The sequence below is a fragment of the Buttiauxella sp. AC038 genome (assembly GCF_979253565.1).
On record NZ_CEEDCQ010000001.1, the window covers coordinates 4,629,421 to 4,649,858 of the forward strand.

The following is a 20,438-nucleotide window of genomic DNA, read 5'->3' on the forward strand; positions in this document are numbered from 1 at the left end:
GCAGTTAACGACAATAAGTTTGGACTAAGCGGGAAAAGAATGAGGCGCCGGTAGAAATAATGTCATCATTAAAATCATACCCCGGGTTATGCACCATACAGCCACCCTTATCGCCCTTCTCTCCATTCCCTAACAGGAAATAACTGCCCGGACGCTCTTGCAGCATAAAAGCAAAATCTTCGCTGCCGGTCGAAGGGAGAACCTTATTGAGCACCGCATCTTTACCAAAGAACTCAACGGCTAGTTCCCGGGCAAACGCCGTTTGCTCATCATCGTTTATCAGTACCGGATAGGAGTCGTAGACTTCCACTTCACAACTTGCACCAAAACTTTTAGCGGTAAAATCCGCTAACTCTTCAATTCGTTTAATCAGCAGATCGCGGATCTCCGGCTTCATCGCACGCACGGTCAATTCCATCACCGCAGTGTCTGGAATAACGTTGGAAGCAATGCCCGACTGGAATGTTCCCACGGTAACAATCGCGGTTTCACCCGGCGTGACATTACGGGAGACAATAGTCTGCAGCGCGGTAATTAACGCAGCTCCAGTGACGATTGGGTCGACAGTACGATGTGGATAAGCACCGTGGCCGCCGTAACCCTTGATGGTAATTTTTACCGTATCCGCCGAGGCCATAAAATTGCCTGAATAGAACCCGAGCTTCCCAGTCGGCAAGCCAGGCATATTGTGCAGAGCAAAAACTCGGTCGCAGGGGAAGCGGTCGAATAATCCGTCTTTAATCATTAAATCTGCACCGCCAATCGCTTCTTCGGCAGGCTGGAAAATGAGGTGGACGGTGCCATTAAACTCGCAGGCATTTGAGGCAATATATTTCGCTGCAGCTAATAAGATGGTGGTGTGGCCATCATGCCCGCAGGCATGCATTTTGCCAGGAACTGAACTGGCCCAGGGTAAATTGGTTTCTTCAAAAATAGGTAGCGCATCCATATCAGCACGCAGGCCAATAGATTTATTCGAATCCCCTTTTTCCAAAGAGCCCACAACACCAGTAGTGCCAATTCCTCGTGTGACTTTATATCCCCAGGATTCAAGTTGCTTTGCTACTAAATCACTGGTTTTAAACTCTTCCAGACTTAATTCTGGGTTTGCATGCAGATAATGACGTATTGCAATCATCTCATCTTCTGATGCTTTTATTTCTGGAATAACGAAATCCGTCATGCTGCGCTCCGGTGGAGTTATAAGTGTGTGTGTTTGCATAAACAACTTAGCTGGATAACGTTTTAATGCAAGCAGGAATACTTATGACAGAACACCTTATATTGGAATTACTTATAGTGAATCGAATCAGCGTGCAAAATTAGGCATGGTTTAATCTAGGTGAAGAACATGAGATTTTATTTACAACGAGGGATGAGCGGAAATTTAAAAAGGAGAAAACCTGGTGAATATCGCTGTATTCACCAGGAGAGTTATTAATATGCGATAATATTTATACTTTTTCAGGCATTGCAGATGAGTGGTGGCTTGAAATCAACCACTCTTTCCCATTCCAGCGGTAGGTAAACGAGTATCGAGCAGAGACTTGAGTTTTGTCTGCGAAGGTAAATGTATAGGTCCCGTTATCCATCGCTGTATTGCAATCAATATGGATAGTACGGCTGTCGATTTTACCCTGTGGTTTTTTCTCAAGGAAATGCTCGAAATAATCAACGCGCTCAGCTTCTGTTAGCCTGACTTTGTTAGAAACTGTAGGCAACAGGACACTGTCAGAAAGATAGTTAGCGGCTACTTTATGGGCATCGCCAGTCTGCAATGAACTGTTCCAACGGTCAAAAAGACTTTCGATATCTTGCTTCTGCACTTTTTGGCACGTTGTAGGTGCAGCAATAGCCACAGCGCTCAAACACAATAAAGATGCAGCCAGGAGTGTACGTTTGTAATTCACTGATAATTCCCTATATTAAATTAACTCTCTAAAACCATTAAATCCTGCCAGATATATTTATCGCAATTTTATTTACCCGAAATTACATTAATTAGCTTACAATTGTTTTTCCGAGCAATTGCATTTGTTTTACCTGATGACTTCCCTAAGTAAATCTGAAAAAAAACCACTGCGGCACACGACAGTGGTGAACAAGAAAATGTTGCTATTTTTAATCTTGGGCTACAGCCTCATTACGTGTGAAGTATTCACAATAATGACTATATCTTTATAAATAAACAAAGTACAAGAGTGAAATAACATTCACTCATCTATCGGAAGTATCCTTGCTATTATCACCAACCACACCCGACTTATAACAACCTATGACTTAGGATTTATCCCGGCTCACATAAGCAATATCTTTATAATATGAAGTTATCAATATATAGCTAATAAAAGCAACGCGCCACTCTGGAATATTACCTTACGAGGCCATTAATAAGATCTTTCCCATTAATTTATATTAAGCTACGAACGTTTATTTATTGCATTGAACTCAGGGAATGAATATATGTTCTTACTTAAAAAAACAAGGCGAAATGATCCTCCAGTACGTTTGTTTACTGATAGGTGTTATATGCGCCCGGTGGCTTATATTCTTGCCGGGTTACAGGCATTCACACCATTAGCATTGTCCGCAGCATCGGTTTCCCGGATGAATAGCGCGCCGCAACCCCTTTCAACTAAAACCTCCATTCCCCAGGAACGCTCAATTTATGTTCTTAAACCTGGGGAAACTATCTGGGATGTGGCCGCCAGCTACGGGCTGAAACCAGACGGTTTGCAAAGTCTGAACCCTGGTCGAATACTGGATCAGTTAAATGCAGGGGACACCATTTTTGTACCCGGCGGCTCAATTAAAACATCCCGGTCAGAGTCGGGTACACAGCCCACTGATACAAAAGACAATCAATTAGCCTTACACCTGACCAGAGCTGCTGGATTAGCGACCGCTGACAGCAGCCAGGCAACGAAATCCCTCGCAGCTGGCATGGCAACTGATGCCGTGTCCAGCGCGGCTAACGAATGGCTCAGCCAGTTCGGAACTGCGCGGTTGGGGATTTCTGTAGATCAGGATATGAAGCTCAATGGTTCCTCATTCGACATGTTGCTGCCTCTGTACGACAGTAAGCAGGCCATGCTGTTTACGCAGTTTGGCCTTCGCAATAAGGATGAGCGTAACACCGTCAACCTCGGTGCCGGAGTGCGTACATTCCACAATAACTGGATGTTCGGTGGCAACGTCTTCCTGGATAATGACTTAACCGGCAATAACCGCCGCCTGGGACTAGGCGCAGAAGCCTGGGGCGATTACCTGAAGCTTTCAGGTAACTATTACTTCGGCCTAACCAGCTGGCATCAGTCCCGTGACTTCGCGGATTACGACGAGCGCCCGGCAAATGGCTATGACCTGCGCGCAGAAGCGTACCTGCCACACTACCCACAACTGGGCGGCAAGCTGATGTACGAGAAGTATTTCGGCAACGAAGTCGCTCTCACCAGTAATAATGATCGCCAGAAGAACCCAAATGCCGTGACGACAGGGGTGAATTACACACCATTCCCTCTGCTAAAAGTCGGTGCAGAACACCGAATAGTGAGTGGGGGTAAAAACGACAGCCAGGTGAATATGGCCCTGACTATTCGCCCATCAGACAGCCTTGCAAAACACCTGGACCCGGATGCGGTGGGGTTATCCCGCACACTGGCAGGCTCACGCACCGATCTCGTTGAGCGTAATAACAATATTGTTCTTGATTACCGCAAGCAGGAATTGCTGAAGCTGTCCTTACCGGCACAACTCGCAGGACAGGCCACTTCCGTGCTGACAGTACAGGCCAGCGTGCAATCAAAATACGGTCTGCAGAATATCGACTGGCAGGCACCGCAACTGGTTGCAGACGGCGGAACGCTGAATGTGACCAGCCCGGACACACTCTCCATTACCCTGCCGCCTAAAGCCACGGCTTTGCCATATGTGCTCAGTGGTGTCGCCCGTGACAGCCGGAACAATGTATCAAACCGGGAGGTAACCCATATTACGGTGAATGACGCGCCGGTTAGCGCAACACACAGCGAAAAAACGATCACTCCTGAGATTTTGCCCGCTGATGGCCGTTCCACCGCAGTTGTGATGCTCAAATTACGCAACGCGGCCAATCAGCCTGTAACCGGTCAGTCAGAAAAACTCACGGTAACGCTCGCAGTGCAGAGTAATATTGTGGTTAAAACCTTCCGGGCAATGACGGCTAAATTGAAAGAAGCCTCTCCGGTTTCACCTTCAATTTCCGCTTACAAGGAAACCGCTCCGGGCATCTATGAAGCCCTGCTGACCGCTGGCAAACAGCCCGCCGAACTGAATGTGGTCACGCACTGGAATGACACCATTCTGAAAACAACCCTCATGAGACTGGTTAACCCGGACAGTGATGGCGATGGCCTAACGGACGAAGAAGAACTCGAGCACGGAACCGATCCAAATAACCCGGATACCGACGGTGACGGCATCTCCGATAAGGATGAAATCACTAATGGTACTGACCCGCTCGACCCGAATGACCCGGGCGCTGCAACGATTACAGACGGTGGTCTGGTTCCGGTGGATAACAATGCTAACGCCAACGGCACAACCACCAACAGCGTCAAAGCGACGGTCACGGATGCGAAGGGGCGTCCGGTGTCCGGAGTGAGCGTTAGTTTCAGTGCGGGTAACAGTGCCACGATAGCGGCCACCGGCATCTCGGACGCGAACGGCGAAATTGTGCAGACGCTGACCAGCACTAAAGCAGGTATCAGTACCGTTACGGCATCCATCAACGGCACAAGCCGGACTGTGGATGTCACCTTTGTGGCGGTACCGGGCATGCCGGGCACCGGTAGTGTGACCGGCAACGGCGCGGCGGCGAACGGGACCGACACGGTAATCGTGACCTTCCCGGTGACGGACGCGAACGGCAACCCGTCCCCGGGTCAGACGGTGGATATCACCATCACCTATCCGGATGGCAGCACCGACACCCAGCAGGTGGTGACGGACAGCAACGGTAATGCGACCGTGAATGTCGACAGCACCCAGGCAGGTACCGTGACGGTGGAAGCCTCCACCGGCGGCAGTACCAGCAGTGCGGATGCGGACTTCATCGCCGACAGTGCGACCGCCACTCTGGCTGCAGGCAGTCTGGTTCCGGTGGATAACAATGCTAACGCCAACGGCACAGCCACCAACAGCGTCAAAGCGACGGTCACGGATGCGAACGGCAACCCGGTTTCCGGAGTAAGCGTTAGTTTCAGTGCGGGTAACAGTGCCGCGATAGCGGCCACCGGCATCTCGGACGCGAACGGCGAAATTGTGCAGACGCTGACCAGCACTAAAGCAGGTATCAGTACCGTTACGGCATCCATCAACGGCACAAGCCGGACTGTGGATGTCACCTTTGTGGCGGTACCGGGCATGCCGGGCACCGGTAGCGTGACCGGCAACGGCGCGGCGGCGAACGGGACCGACACGGTAACCGTGACCTTCCCGGTGACGGACGCGAACGGTAACCCGTCCCCGGGTCAGACAGTGGATATCACCATCACCTATCCGGATGGCAGCACCGACACCCAGCAGGTGGTGACGGACAGCAACGGTAATGCGATCGTGAATGTCGACAGCACCCAGGCAGGTACCGTGACGGTGGAAGCCTCCACCGGCGGCAGTACCAGCAGTGCGGATGCGGACTTCATCGCCGACAGTGCGACCGCCACTCTGGCTGCAGGCAGTCTGGTTCCGGTGGATAACAATGCTAACGCCAACGGCACAGCCACCAACAGCGTCAAAGCGACGGTCACGGATGCGAACGGCAACCCGGTTTCCGGAGTAAGCGTTAGTTTCAGTGCGGGTAACAGTGCCGCGATAGCGGCCACCGGCATCTCGGACGCGAACGGCGAAATTGTGCAGACGCTGACCAGCACTAAAGCAGGTATCAGTACCGTTACGGCAGCCATCAACGGCACAAGCCGGACTGTGGATGTCACCTTTATAGCCGACAGCTCAACAGCCACCATTGCCACTGGCAATCTGACGGTAGTGACCAATGATGCCGTCGCCAACGGCACGACCACCAACAGCGTGAAGGTAAAAGTCACTGACGCAAACGGCCATCTACTGGAAAACCAACAGGTGACCGTGACGGCAGATAACAGCGCCGTTGTGGGGAACGTGGACCTGACCGATGCAAACGGTGAAGTCACTGTGACCCTGACCAGCACTAAAGCAGGTATCAGTACCGTTACAGCATCCATCAACGGCACAAGCCAGACTGTGGATGTGACCTTTATGGCAGATACCACCACGGCAACTATCCCGGCAGGTGACCTGACAGTGGTCAGCGATGACGCCGTTGCAGATGGCACTGACACCAACAAAGTGAAGGCAGTGGTGAAGGATGCACAGGGTAACGTGCTGGCGAACCAGACTGTGAGCTTCAGCGCCGGCAACGGAGCAGTAATAGCGGCGACAGGCTCCACGGATGTGAGCGGTGAAGTGGAGATGACGCTCACCAGCACTAAAGCAGGTATCAGTACCGTCACAGCATCCATCAACGGCACAAGCCGGACTGTGGATGTCACCTTTATAGCCGACAGCTCAACAGCCACCGTCGCCACAGGTAACCTGACGGTAGTGACCAACGATGCAGTTGCCAACGGCACCGCCACCAACAGTGTGAAGGTCAAAGTCACCGATGCGAACAGTCATCCGCTGGAAAACCAGTTGGTGACAATGACAGCAGGTAACAGTGCTGTTGTCGGGACCGTGGGCCTGACCGATGCAAACGGTGAAGTCACTGTGACCCTGACCAGCACTAAAGCAGGTATCAGTACCGTTACAGCATCCATCAACGGCACAAGCCAGACTGTGGATGTGACCTTTATGGCAGATACCACCACGGCAACTATCCCGGCAGGTGACCTGACAGTGGTCAGCGATGACGCCGTTGCAGATGGCACTGACACCAACAAAGTGAAGGCAGTGGTGAAGGATGCACAGGGTAACGTGCTGGCGAACCAGACTGTGAGCTTCAGCGCCGGCAACGGAGCAGTAATAGCGGCGACAGGCTCCACGGATGTGAGCGGTGAAGTGGAGATGACGCTCACCAGCACTAAAGCAGGTATCAGTACCGTCACAGCATCCATCAACGGCACAAGCCGGACTGTGGATGTCACCTTTATAGCCGACAGCTCAACAGCCACCATCGCCACTGGTAATCTGACGGTAGTGACCAATGATGCCGTCGCCAACGGCACGACCACCAACAGCGTGAAGGTAAAAGTCACTGACGCAAACGGCCATCTACTGGAAAACCAACAGGTGACCGTGACGGCAGATAACAGCGCCGTTGTGGGGAACGTGGACCTGACCGATGCAAACGGTGAAGTCACTGTGACCCTGACCAGCACCAAAGCAGGTGTCAGCACTATCACGGCGACAATCGGTAGCACAAGCCGGACGGTGGATGTGACCTTTGTGGCTGACAGCTCTACGGCCACCATTGCCACAAGTAACCTGACGGTGGTGGATAACAATGCCATAGCAACCGGCACGGCCACCAACAGTGTTAAGGTGAAGGTGACGGATGCGAACGGCAACACGTTGGAAAACCAGCAGGTGGCAGTCACCGCAGGTAACAGTGCTGTTGTGGGGACCGTGGACCTGACAGATACCAACGGTGAAGTGACTGTAACCCTTACCAGCACAACAGTGGGCGTTTCCACAGTGACCGCCGTATTGGGCAGTACCAGCGTGACCGCGAACGTTACGTTCGTCACGCCTACAATTACGATAGTGAAATTGCTCGATACTCAGTTGGCGAATGGCCTGGAAGCGAACACATTCAAAGTGACAGTAAAAGGGTTCCAGGGAGCGGCGGTACCTAACCAAGCCGTCACGTTGTCCACCCGAGAAACTACGTCAGTTATCGACGAGGGAAATACTGTAGACACCGACGCCAACGGCGAGGCGTTGGTGGGGGTAAGAAATCCAGGTAACCCGGGCACGACCGACATTCTGTACGCCACTGTCGCGGGCACTAACGTGCGAGCGCAGGCCAGCCACACATGGATGGAAAAGCATAACTTCACCAACAAGACGGACATAACGACGATCGGGCAAGCCGGAGTGACGAGCTACAGTGTTCGACGTACGTGTACATGGACCGTGACTGCTATGACGACAGGAAATGCATCCAACGTCACTTTTGGATTAGGTTTACGACAGGCGGCAGCAATATTGGGCACAGCGCCGAATTTCCCTTCGAACGGGACAAGTCTCGCGGTCTCGGGAGGCACCTACACGGTGACATCCGATATCGGTTGGGGCGGGCCAGGTGTAGCGAACACGCAAAACTTCCAGTTGCGTGTAGGTTCATTGGCAAGTGGTGCTGGTGGTGCCAATATGTATATCGTAGCGAACGACGGAAAAATCAATTGCAGTGCAGTTGATGCATATAACGATTAACCATAATCCGCGCTCGCCATCGTCGATGAGTGGGATCTCCAGCACTGATAAAAAAGGAATCATGACGATAGCAGTATGATCGTCTCTGGCTCCTAAAACTCAGTTACAGAAAAGGAGAAAATGCCGGTCACAATGTGGCCGGCATTTTTTTAAACTATTACCGCTGTCTGATTGACAAAAAAGAGATAAAAAATGGATATCACTCAATACCCGTAACCACTTTAACAGTAAGCATCCAGTGAACTCTTCTTAAAATATTTTTTCAGTTAATTAGCATTACCGGCATACATTAAATGTACCTGCCGTAGTCAATCTATGCCAAAAAACGCTGGTTATTGAAGAGAAAAAACACTTAGATGGCTGAACTGGACATAGCGGAAATAATAGGACTCCCCCTAAAGTCATAAGATTAAATATTGATAACGAAATAAGAACCAAACAAACTTATAACAATGGTACTAGCATCCGTAAAGTAAATGTAACCCAATGCAATTAGTTGTTAATAATAGTCACTAAAGAGATAATAGAGACATTCACTTAATTAGGTGTTTTATGTGTGATATTCGTATTCTTAGCGACAATGAACTGTTCAGATTGGCTATTGAAACTTTACTGAAAGAGTGTGTTTATATTCGAGTGAGGAACTGCGCTGCAACGTTGTTGATTAGCGATGGATCTACTTTATTATCTGCAGGTTACCAGTATAACCACCCAATATGTGGGATAATAGTGTTTATAGAAAACCCCGGACATGAGAACCTCATGAAGTACGTAAACTCACCATTTAGACTACATTTCATCAATAACAAATCCAGTTTAGACTATATCAAAGCTGTCTTGATGGATGCATACTTCTCCATCTCGAAAATGAAGCATTGCCTGGCACATATAAACTCCCCCTGATAAATGGCTGACTCCTAAAGAGTTTGCCATTATATCGGATGTATTTAAAGGAATGAACGACCAGGATGTATCTGTTAAATACAACATCACCTATAAAACAACGCAGAACTACCGTAAAAGTGCGCTTAACAAATTAAAATTAAAATCAAATTTCAACACCAATAATCAAATAAATTATTTCTTCGATTTCATTGAAGTGATGACTACATATCAAACTTATCTTGCAAAAAAGGTCATCAAAGGTGAATGTCCGGCATCACTGCATTATCGCCAGCAACCAGTCATCTTCTATAGTTGATTCAATATACAGAGTAAAACAACCAGCTCTGCAAAAAATGCATGAGCATTACTATCTGAATATTAGGTGAGTTAATATTGTAAGGCTACGACTGAGGTTTTGTGCAATCGATTAATAGACCTAATGAACGTCACTAGCGAAGTGCTAAAATTTACGCCCATCTTTTTTAGTGCCGCAGCCCTATAATTCAATACAGATTTTTGCGATATTTTAATTTTGCTGGCAATGCTATCTATATCACCCTCCGTACAACTGAGCATTAAAACATCTAATTCTCTTGCGGTCAGCCAGACCTGGCAAGCTGAAAATGATGAAGTATTGAATATATGAAGTCTTCTGCGAATTCTGCAAAAAGTATCCATAAGGTAAGCTTTAAGATCCTCTATTGCGTCCTCCATAGTCAGTATGGTAAATGGTTGTTGAAAACTAAAGTGATTCATAATAGATAAATGCTGGGAATTCTCCACGAACAAAATAATAGTAACAGACTGAAGCATCGTTCTATTGAGTTCATTCAGGTAATCAATTGAATCAGTTATAACAACATCGTTTAAAAAAGTTGAATGTCGATCTACCGATAGTTTATGCAGAACGTTTTCTATCCCTAAGATAAAGAAAATGTTTTCAGAGTGGATAATAACTTTGCCCATATCTATTGCCATCCATTGCAAAACAACTGTGAATTTTAAATATTCAAAATTGATTGAGATGGCGACAAACTCCATTACATCACCACCTCTCTGGATGCATAAACTAGCGGGTAGATTTTCGTTCTAAAACAACTTTTCTCTTACTTAAAACTTGATCATGTCAATTGTTAAAATTTAGCTTTAACACTTCAAAGGTTTAACTTTATCCTGCTGTTATACATGACTTTATGTAAACTTATTAAGTAGGATATAGATCTAAATAATTTACATTTCAGAAACAACAATCAGTTCAGAACCCTGAACAGTAAAGATAGGGGAGGTGCGATTTCGTAATGAGCAATGTACCATCCTTGAGAGTCTCCATATCAATATTAGTAACCGTGGTAGGTTTTATATAGAATGCAGGCAGTAAATGAACAGTAATATCATCGGGTATATCATCAAGGTGCGTTGTGATGATTTCCTTGCTTTTCCATGTAGGGTTGCTATTTTCTTTATCTGCATTGAATATAATTGTACGCTGAATTGTATAATATTTTCCATTATCAACATCAGAGACACCATCTATTCTAAGACTACCCTTCCCTCGCACCACGTTGATATTAATAACCCCTGTAAACCTCATAGTATCTCTTTCTATTTTAAGTTTGGCTTTACAGGTAAAATCATCCATGAAATTTATATCTGGCTCTTTATTATATTTATATATGCAGACAGCAATAATGCAAAGAGTCATAACAGCAATAATGGAAAGAACAATGTTCTTTTTAATATATGAAATGATTGTCATTTAAAACTCACGGTAAATAAAGAGACGTGCATTTTTTATTTCGGCTTTCACCAGGAATACCATCACAGACAAGCACAGACTTACTTTTCATTTCACTATATGCAGTAACAAATAATAGCTTATTATCTTTACAGAGATTATTGTATTGCATTAATAGCTCATATTTTTTCTCATCAAAACCATTATCATTGTTGATGAAATATTTACAATCTCTATTATCAATTTTCACTTCAGTGTAAAGATTACGAAAATCGGTGCTATTATTTTTTTCACCTCGAAAAAAAATAGTACTCATTATGGCCAACCCCAGGCACATAAGTATTAATATAAAAGAGAGTTTTTTATGTGTTAAAGGAGACACTTTCGGGATAACAACTTTACCATCAGATACACCTGACCTGGTTATCATTATTTCCTCAGAAATCATTAACCCCTTACGAGGAACTGTCGTAATGATATTTTTAGTACACCCTAGCTGCACGAAATTTTTACGCAAATTTAGAATGCATTGATAAAGTGCATTGTGTGTCACCGTATTAGACTTCTCACCCCATGCATAGTGAATTAATTGCTTTTGGGTAACAATCGCAGTGTGTTTTTCTATCAAAAGTAAAAGACATCTTGCTGATGTGTTATGTATCTTAACGAGCTCGTTTGTCTCATTATTAATAATAGTAAGGCTTGAAGGATTAAAATCATAAATGCCATCAAGTATATATCGGGTCTCTATATTAGAAGGCATAACACTGCTCTTAGAAACATTAACTTTTCTTATTATATTATGAATGTAAACTTATAAAAATGGATATCTTTACTACATTTGTTATATAAAATAGCGGATTGTAGATAAAATTTAAACTAATAGTGTATTTTACACGCAATTTATAAGAAATATGTTCCTATTATTGTTGAAATAGTAATTTTTACTTTTCAATAGTCATAAAAAAAGCCTGCTATATTTAATAAAAATATTAGCAGGCTTTTTTTAATTACTTATCAGAATGGGATATCGTCATCGAAATCCATTGGTGGTTCATTGTTAGATGGTGCTGGAGCGCTCTGCTGCGGGCGAGATTGTTGCGCGCCGCCGCTGAACTGGTTACCACCCTGCTGCGGTTGCTGAGGCTGACCCCAACCACCTTGCTGCTGGCCTGGAGCACCGCCACCGGCAGGAGCACCACCCGCTGCACGTCCACCCAGCATTTGCATGGTGCCGCCAACGTTAACCACGATTTCGGTAGTGTACTTTTCAACACCAGCCTGGTCAGTCCATTTACGAGTTTGCAATGCACCTTCGATATAAACCTGGGAGCCTTTACGCAGGTATTCACCTGCTACTTCTGCCAGTTTGCCAAACAGCACTACACGGTGCCATTCAGTTTTTTCTTTGGTTTCGCCGGTTTGCTTATCGCGCCAGGACTCTGACGTGGCCAGAGTAATGTTGGCAACTGCGCCACCATTTGGCATGTAGCGTACTTCCGGGTCTTGACCCAGATTCCCGACGAGAATCACCTTGTTTACGCCTCTGCTGGCCATGATCGTGTCTCCTGAAACGTTTAATAAGTAGTGTAAACCCTCGATTCTACCACGCCACCCCTAATCTTTATAGCTGCGGGATGCATTCCAGAATCTCGGTAGGATATACATTATTGCATTAAAGCACTGGATATCCATTCAGGTTTTATTGTGTCATAATTAGCCGTTTGTGATCGTCGGCGGCCTCCAGTGCGGCCTGGCAAAAAGCGTTTAAACCGGGAAAGGTGAATGGATAAGATCGAAGTTCGGGGCGCCCGCACCCACAATCTCAAAAATATTAACCTCGATATTCCACGCGACAAGCTGATTGTCGTGACTGGGCTTTCGGGTTCTGGCAAATCCTCACTGGCTTTCGACACCTTATACGCCGAGGGGCAACGTCGTTACGTTGAGTCCCTCTCCGCTTATGCGCGTCAGTTCCTGTCATTGATGGAAAAGCCTGATGTCGACCACATTGAAGGCTTGTCGCCTGCGATTTCTATCGAGCAGAAATCTACCTCGCACAACCCGCGTTCAACCGTCGGCACTATCACTGAAATTCATGACTACCTGCGCCTGCTATATGCCCGCGTAGGCGAGCCGCGTTGCCCTGATCACAATGTTACTCTTGCGGCGCAAACCGTGAGTCAGATGGTCGATAATGTTTTAGCTCAGCCGGAAGGCAGGCGCCTGATGCTGCTTGCGCCAATTATTAAAGATAGAAAAGGCGAGCACAGCAAAACGCTGGAAAACCTGGCAAGCCAGGGTTATATCCGCGCAAGGATCGACGGCGAAGTGTGCGATCTATCCGATCCGCCGAAACTTGAGCTGCAAAAGAAACACACCATCGAAGTGGTGGTTGACCGTTTTAAAGTCCGTGAGGATTTAGCGCAACGTCTGGCCGAATCATTTGAGACAGCGCTGGATTTATCTGGCGGTTCTGCTGTTGTCGCCGATATGGATGACGAAAAAGCCGAAGAATTACTGTTCTCGGCAAACTTTGCCTGCCCAATTTGTGGCTATAGCATGCGTGAGCTGGAACCTCGTCTGTTCTCGTTCAACAACCCGGCCGGTGCCTGCCCAACCTGTGACGGGCTTGGCGTGCAGCAATATTTCGACCCGGATCGTGTTGTGCAAAACGGCGAGCTTTCCCTTGCTGGCGGCGCAATTCGTGGCTGGGATCGCCGTAACTTCTATTACTTCACGATGATGCGTTCGCTCGCGGAGCATTATAAATTTGATATCGAAACGCCGTGGAACGAACTGACAGCCAGCGTGAAAAACGTGGTGCTTAACGGCTCCGGTAAAGAAAGTATTGAATTCAAATATATAAACGACCGTGGCGATACCTCGGTACGCCGCCATCCGTTTGAAGGCGTTCTGCATAATATGGAACGTCGCTATAAAGAAACCGAATCTTCTGCAGTCCGCGAAGAGTTGGCGAAATTTATCAGCAACCGTTCATGTGCAAGCTGTGAAGGTACACGCCTGCGTCGTGAAGCACGCCATGTGTTTGTCGAAAACACACCGCTGCCTACTATCTCTGATATGAGCATCGGCCATGCGATGGAATTCTTCCAGAACATGAAACTCAGCGGCCAGCGTGCTCAAATCGCTGAGAAAGTGCTGAAAGAGATTGGCGACCGCCTGAAATTCCTGGTGAACGTCGGCCTGAATTATCTGTCGCTATCACGTTCAGCTGAAACGCTGTCCGGTGGTGAAGCGCAACGTATTCGTCTGGCAAGCCAGATTGGTGCGGGTCTTGTCGGCGTGATGTACGTGCTCGATGAACCCTCTATCGGCCTGCATCAACGTGATAACGAGCGCCTGCTGGAAACGCTGATTCACCTGCGCGATCTCGGTAACACCGTGATTGTGGTTGAGCACGATGAAGATGCTATCCGCGCCGCAGACCATATTATCGATATCGGCCCAGGTGCCGGTGTGCACGGTGGCCAGGTGGTTGCTGAAGGCTCCATGCAGGACATTATGGACGTGCCTGAATCCCTGACCGGGCAGTTCCTTAGCGGGAAACGTGGAATTGCGGTGCCGAAAAACCGCGTGCCTGCCGATCCCGAGAAAGTGCTTAAACTGGTTGGAGCGAAAGGCAACAACCTGAAAGATGTGACACTGACGCTGCCGGTAGGTTTGTTTACCTGTGTGACCGGGGTTTCCGGTTCCGGGAAATCGACGCTGATTAACGATACGCTTTTCCCGATTGCTCAAACCCAATTGAACGGTGCAACGCTTGCAGAACCTGCGCCTTATCGTGAAGTTCATGGTCTGGAGCATTTCGACAAAGTTATTGATATCGACCAAAGCCCAATTGGTCGTACGCCTCGTTCAAACCCTGCTACTTACACTGGCGTGTTTACGCCTGTGCGCGAACTGTTTGCAGGTGTGCCGGAATCACGTGCGCGAGGTTATACGCCGGGTCGTTTCAGCTTTAACGTGCGTGGTGGGCGTTGTGAAGCCTGTCAGGGCGATGGCGTGATCAAAGTCGAAATGCACTTCTTGCCGGACATTTACGTGCCGTGCGACCAGTGCAAAGGCAAACGCTATAACCGCGAAACGCTGGAAGTTAAATACAAAGGCAAGAGCATCCACGAAGTACTGGATATGACCATTGAAGATGCTCGTGAGTTCTTTGATGCCGTACCTGCGCTGGCGCGTAAGCTGCAAACGTTAATCGACGTGGGTCTGTCTTACATTCGCTTGGGTCAGTCTGCGACCACGCTGTCGGGCGGTGAAGCACAACGTGTGAAACTGGCGCGTGAGCTTTCTAAGCGTGGCACCGGGCAAACACTGTATATCCTCGATGAGCCAACGACTGGTCTGCACTTTGCGGACATCCAGCAGTTACTGGAAGTTCTGCATCAGTTGCGCGACCAGGGCAACACCATCGTGGTTATCGAACATAATCTGGACGTGATTAAAACCGCAGACTGGATTGTTGACCTTGGCCCAGAAGGCGGTAGCGGCGGCGGCGAAATTCTCGTTTCCGGTACACCAGAAACTGTCGCGCAGTGCGAAGCGTCACATACCGCTCGTTTCCTTAAACCTTTGCTGAAATAGTCGAATCAGTCAGAAAGCTGCTGCCTGGTTTGCTGAGGCAGCAGCGATAATGCCTGCTGATAAGAGGCATCAACCAGATAGTAAATCTGCGAATCCGGAAGTGTGCCGTCCAGGTAAAGCGTGCTCCAGTGCGCTTTGTTCAAATGCGCGCTAGGATGCACATCACTATGTTGTTCACGTAACAAGTCGGCAAGTGCCGGGCTTGCCTTTAACGACACTGCCGGGCGTGCTTCCACGTCATGCACCATCGCATACATCACATCCGCCACTTTTATTTGTGTGGCCTTCCAGTCGCTATGAACCGTTTGTTCCGCTCCGGGTTTGTTCATGCAGTACTGCAATAGCTCCGAATTGGTCATTTTATTCCCCTTGAGAGACTCCCGTGAAAACGATGTGCTGGCCAGTTTAAGGCGCAGGCATCTCTAAGTGTGCGAGCAACTCGCCAAAAGGTAAAACTCAACGGGGAAATTTTGATGAAAAAAACGGCAGCGGGATTGGTATAGCGTCATTAAAACCGATTCAACCCTAAATAATTCGAGCTGAAGGACAAAAGGCTTTAGCCTTTTGAGCAGCGCTTGCGCTGACCTCGACAGAGGCGAGGCTTTGCCGAGTAACGCGGCAAGTGAACTCATCCCCAGGAGCTTACTAAAGTAAGTGACTGGGGTGAGTGAGTGTACCCAACGCACCTGCGGCTTGAAGTATGACGGGTAAAATTAGTATTCGGAGTTAACGATAACCTCTTCGCCAAATGTCCCTGCTTTTGGCAATGGCTGATAGCTGGAGTTTGAAGCACGTAGCAGGCGAATACCCCTCGCACCTACGTCCTGCGCAGCAGTAATATCGCCGTCTGAGTCACCGTAGAACACTTTGATTTTCTTATCTTTCAGCCATTGTGTCTTGGTATTTTGGCCTGGCTGGTCGCCCGCGAAAATAACCGGATTCACGCTTGCCTGTGGGATTAGAAAATCTTTCTGCAGCGTCTGAGTCACAGTTTCTGTTTTAGTCGGACTGCGGCCGGTGACGAAGTAAATGCTGTCGCCACGCTTGAGGTGCATCGCGATCAGATTCCGGGCAACCTCTTTCGGCATGCTGAAATCATCCCAGCCATTGTTCATTTTTTCCCAGAACTCAGGATTTTTCAGGTAATCCTGTTTGCCTGGAGAAAACTCTTTTTGCCCGCGATAGAAGCCAGGGCTTGAGAACAGAACCGTGTCGTCGATATCGAAACCCACCGCCATCGGCGCGCGGCCCAGCAGGCTGTTTTCGATTTGTGCGACAGAAACCCAGTGAATCGGAACTTGCTGCGCCAGTTGCGCGACGGTTACGCCAGGGTTGAGTGGTACGGGTGCAGATTCCTTAGCAACAACAGACTGGTTCAATCCCAATAACAAACAAACGGCACTTAATGCCATAGTTAGCTTACGCATCATTTTCCCTTTAATTATGATTAGTGAGGATGATAAAGCAGAACAGATGGTCAAAAATCAATTCGACCATACCGATGCGAAAGCGCCAGAGGAAGGAATTTTTCAAGATTTATCATAGAAAAAGGCGATGATCACACATCGCCTTTTTAAGATGAAAAGTAAGTGAGTACTTACATTACAGCTGCAAAAGCCTGTGCTACACGCTGTACGTTATTGCTATTAAGTCCTGCGACACACATGCGCCCGCTGGCGATCAGATACACGCCAAACTCATCACGCAAGCGGTCAACCTGTTCTGAGCTCAGACCTGTATAGCTGAACATGCCACGTTGTTGCAGCAGATAGTCAAAGTTACGCTCCGGCATTTCGGCTTTCAGCACAGAAACCAATGCCTGGCGCATATCAAGAATACGGCGACGCATGGTTTCAACTTCTTCCAGCCAGTTGGCTTTCAGCTGCTCGTCATTCAATACGGCCGATACCACTTGCGCACCAAAGTTTGGCGGGCTGGAGTAGTTACGGCGCACGGTTGCTTTCAACTGGCCTAATACGCGGCCTGCGGCATCGGCATCTTCACAAACGACAGACAGGCCACCCACGCGCTCGCCATACATAGAGAAAATCTTCGAGAATGAGTTACTGACCAACGCTGGCAGCCCGGCGCGGGCAATCGCGCGAATCGCGTAAGCATCTTCTTCCATGCCCGCACCAAAGCCCTGGTAGGCAATATCAAGGAATGGAATCAACTCGCGCGCCTTGAGAATTTCAACCACCACATCCCATTGCGCATCCGTCAGATCAGAACCTGTCGGGTTATGACAGCACGGATGCAGCAGTACGATACTTTGCGCAGGCAGCGTTTGCAGGGTTTCCAGCAGCGCTTCGAAGCGCACGCCGTTGGTTTCGGTATCGAACCACGGGTAGGTATTCACTTCAAAACCCGCGCCGCCAAAGATAGCGACATGATTTTCCCAGGTAGGATCGCTGACCCACACCTGCGAATTCGGGAAATAGGTTTTCAGGAAGTCTGCGCCAACTTTTAACGCGCCGGAGCCGCCAAGTGTTTGAATAGTGGCGATACGCCCTTCCAGCAACGCCGGATGGTTTGCGCCAAACAGCAGCGGAGCAATCGCGCTACGGTAGCTGTTCAGACCTTCCATTGGCAGGTATATAGATGCGCCATGCGGCGTGGCATTCAGTCGTTCTTCAGCTTGAGCAACGGCCTGTAACTGCGGGATAACCCCATTTTCGTCGTAATAGAGACCAATGCTGAGGTTTACCTTGTCACTGCGCGGATCAACTTTGAAACGTTCCATCAAGGAAAGGATTGGGTCGCCAGCATAGGCGTCAACTTTTTGAAACACGGTGAGGTTCTCCTGGTTTACAGTGTTGCGAACAACCAATGTAAACCGGAAGTTGGGGCGAGATCGAGAGGTTTATGCTTAGAAACACCCCTCTCCCTGAGGGCTGTCTCTTAGTCACATATATGTGAGTCGGGAGATTGTTCCGTTCACCCGGAGTTCAGTGTTTTATATAGCCACTGTACCGGTGAACGTCTTAGGGTGACCACCGTCGTCACCCTAAGAACCCGGACTCCCGGCAAATCAATCGCCGCAAGCGGTAAACACCGTTTTTCACCCAACATTCGGGGTCGTTCGCGATTCGTTCCCGACGATCGCTCACTCACGTGGCTCCCGGCCACGTCACCCCGACTGAAGGGTAAAAACGGCGCGATTGAAGCCGGAACACAAGGTCAACATCAAAAGCTAAAGACGGCACGGAGCCGGTTTTGACCTTGTTCCCGGTATAAATTGCCCCAGTGTTCCCCATAAGTCAGGGTTGAGCTGTCGGGAGCAGCGAAAGAGAGCGATCGTCGGGAACGAGTCGCGAACGACCCTGATGTTGGGGATAAGCCGGGGTTTACCGCGCAGCGGCAATTTAATGACCGGGCGCCTGGATTATCAAGGAGATGGCGTAATCTCCTTGATACGTTCACCGTGTCCAGGAATGAAAGAGATAACTGAATGCACGGGTGAACGGAAAATCAACGAGGCTTAAAGATCTCACCCTGACAAAATTGCCGGGGCGAGTTATGTATAAGAGATCTCTCCCCGAGGGTGAGGAGGAAGACAAGAAAATTAATCCAGATATTCCATCACAACCCTTGAAGTCAGGCGAGTGATAAGTTCGTAAGCACTCACTTTTGTGATTTCAGCAATACGTTCAACCGGCAGACTATCGCCCCACATCACCACGCCATCACCCACTTTGTCTGCTGACTGCGGGCCAAGATCGACACAAATCATGTCCATAGCAACGCGTCCGACAATTGGTACTTCACGGCCATTCACCAGCACAGGGGTACCTGAAGGCGCAGCACGTGGGTAGCCATCACCATAACCAATAGCAACTACCCCCAGGCGAGTATCACGTTCGGCAATCCAGGTGCCGCCGTAACCGACCGCTTCACCCGCTTTATGCGCACGCACTGCAATCAGGCTGGAAGTCAGTGACATCACCGGCTGACAACCAAAATCTGTGCCGCACGAGTGTTGCTCTAACGGAGAAACGCCATACAAGATAATGCCTGGGCGAACCCAATCCATGTGCGAGTCCGGCCATAGCAAGATGCCGCCGGATGCACCAATAGAGCGCTGACCAGGCTTGCCCGCAGTAAACGAATTGAAAGTATCGAGCTGGCGCAGCGTGGCATCAGATTCCGGGTCGTCAGCGCGAGCAAAATGGCTGACGATATTCACCGGCTGGCTGACATTTTTACAGCGGCAAAGACGCTGATAAAACGCCTCCGCCTCTTCAGGCAAGATACCTAAACGGTGCATGCCGGTATCCAGTTTCATCCAAACCGTTACCGGATGGCTTAACTCGGCTTGTTCCAGCGCTTCAAGCTGTTCGATGCAGTGGACGGCTGTCTGGAAATTCTGTTCGGCAATAGTCGGGAGGTCGCAAGCGTTAAAAAAGCCTTCCAGCAGTAAAATGGGCTGAGTGATGCCCCCGGCACGTAAGCGAACACCTTCCTCAAGACGGGCAACACCGAAGGCATCGGCATCAGTCAGTGTTTGGGCCGTCTCGAGCAGACCATGCCCATATGCGTTTGCTTTCACAACCGCCACCATACGGCTGGCTGGAGCCAGTTCGCGCAGGCGTTGCAGGTTGTGTCGCAGAGCGCGGCGGTTAATTTTTACGGTTGCCGCTTGCATGTTCGATCCTTGCTAAAAATTAAATATGGGGACACCACAAATCCTCTAAATCATTCGGGCTGCAAGAAGGCGGCAAACTCGTGAATCCCCATGAGCTTACACAAGTAAGCG

At 48.7% G+C, this 20,438-nt stretch carries 13 protein-coding genes; 3 read left to right on the plus strand and 10 right to left on the minus strand.

What is annotated here, in order from left to right:
- Positions 1 to 4: 4 nt before the first annotated feature.
- Both AC0IXI_RS21940 and AC0IXI_RS21945 read right to left on the minus strand, forming a co-directional pair.
- Positions 5 to 1,183 (minus strand): M20 aminoacylase family protein, encoded by a 1,179-nt coding sequence (locus AC0IXI_RS21940; RefSeq protein ID WP_471683110.1) that lies wholly within the window; start codon positions 1,181 to 1,183, stop codon positions 5 to 7.
- A gap of 271 nt (positions 1,184 to 1,454) precedes the next feature.
- The gene (locus AC0IXI_RS21945) at positions 1,455 to 1,910 is read right to left on the minus strand and encodes an SgcJ/EcaC family oxidoreductase (RefSeq protein ID WP_410371574.1); all 456 of its coding nucleotides are present in this window, start codon (positions 1,908 to 1,910) and stop codon (positions 1,455 to 1,457) included.
- 553 nt (positions 1,911 to 2,463) lie between these two features.
- Between AC0IXI_RS21945 and AC0IXI_RS21950 the strand changes: the two genes are divergently transcribed.
- Both AC0IXI_RS21950 and AC0IXI_RS21955 read left to right on the plus strand, forming a co-directional pair.
- Positions 2,464 to 8,451, plus strand: a complete 5,988-nt coding sequence (locus tag AC0IXI_RS21950) for an Ig-like domain-containing protein (RefSeq protein WP_471683111.1) — start codon at positions 2,464 to 2,466, stop codon at positions 8,449 to 8,451.
- 910 nt (positions 8,452 to 9,361) lie between these two features.
- Positions 9,362 to 9,652 (plus strand): LuxR C-terminal-related transcriptional regulator, encoded by a 291-nt coding sequence (locus AC0IXI_RS21955; RefSeq protein ID WP_471683263.1) that lies wholly within the window; start codon positions 9,362 to 9,364, stop codon positions 9,650 to 9,652.
- 71 nt (positions 9,653 to 9,723) lie between these two features.
- Here the strand turns inward: AC0IXI_RS21955 and AC0IXI_RS21960 are convergent, their stop codons facing one another.
- From AC0IXI_RS21960 to ssb1, 4 genes are all read right to left on the minus strand, one after another.
- Positions 9,724 to 10,377 (minus strand): helix-turn-helix transcriptional regulator, encoded by a 654-nt coding sequence (locus tag AC0IXI_RS21960; protein WP_471683112.1) that lies wholly within the window; start codon positions 10,375 to 10,377, stop codon positions 9,724 to 9,726.
- Between the two features lie 214 nt (positions 10,378 to 10,591).
- Complete coding sequence (locus AC0IXI_RS21965) at positions 10,592 to 11,092, minus strand: hypothetical protein (RefSeq protein ID WP_424221837.1); 501 nt, start codon at positions 11,090 to 11,092, stop codon at positions 10,592 to 10,594.
- Between the two features lie 7 nt (positions 11,093 to 11,099).
- Positions 11,100 to 11,834, minus strand: a complete 735-nt coding sequence (locus AC0IXI_RS21970) for a winged helix-turn-helix domain-containing protein (protein ID WP_424221838.1) — start codon at positions 11,832 to 11,834, stop codon at positions 11,100 to 11,102.
- Positions 11,835 to 12,088: 254 nt separating this feature from the next.
- Positions 12,089 to 12,628 carry a single-stranded DNA-binding protein SSB1 gene (gene ssb1, locus AC0IXI_RS21975; RefSeq protein WP_064515395.1) on the minus strand — a complete coding sequence of 180 codons (540 nt, stop codon included), beginning with the start codon at positions 12,626 to 12,628 and terminating at the stop codon, positions 12,089 to 12,091.
- Between the two features lie 228 nt (positions 12,629 to 12,856).
- On the opposite strand from ssb1, the gene uvrA reads away from it, so the two are divergent.
- On the plus strand, positions 12,857 to 15,682 hold the full coding sequence (gene uvrA / locus AC0IXI_RS21980) for an excinuclease ABC subunit UvrA (protein ID WP_471683113.1): 2,826 nt from the start codon (positions 12,857 to 12,859) through the stop codon (positions 15,680 to 15,682).
- 5 nt (positions 15,683 to 15,687) lie between these two features.
- Here uvrA and AC0IXI_RS21985 read toward each other — a convergent pair whose 3' ends face one another.
- From AC0IXI_RS21985 to alr, 4 genes are all read right to left on the minus strand, one after another.
- Positions 15,688 to 16,041 (minus strand): MmcQ/YjbR family DNA-binding protein, encoded by a 354-nt coding sequence (locus AC0IXI_RS21985; RefSeq protein WP_064515391.1) that lies wholly within the window; start codon positions 16,039 to 16,041, stop codon positions 15,688 to 15,690.
- 354 nt (positions 16,042 to 16,395) lie between these two features.
- On the minus strand, positions 16,396 to 17,109 hold the full coding sequence (aphA, locus tag AC0IXI_RS21990) for an acid phosphatase AphA (protein ID WP_064515388.1): 714 nt from the start codon (positions 17,107 to 17,109) through the stop codon (positions 16,396 to 16,398).
- 170 nt (positions 17,110 to 17,279) lie between these two features.
- Entirely contained in the window at positions 17,280 to 18,473 is a 1,194-nt protein-coding gene (tyrB, locus tag AC0IXI_RS21995) for an aromatic amino acid transaminase (protein ID WP_471683114.1), read from the minus strand.
- Positions 18,474 to 19,247: 774 nt separating this feature from the next.
- Positions 19,248 to 20,327 carry an alanine racemase gene (alr, locus tag AC0IXI_RS22000; protein ID WP_471683115.1) on the minus strand — a complete coding sequence of 360 codons (1,080 nt, stop codon included), beginning with the start codon at positions 20,325 to 20,327 and terminating at the stop codon, positions 19,248 to 19,250.
- Positions 20,328 to 20,438 lie beyond the last annotated feature (111 nt).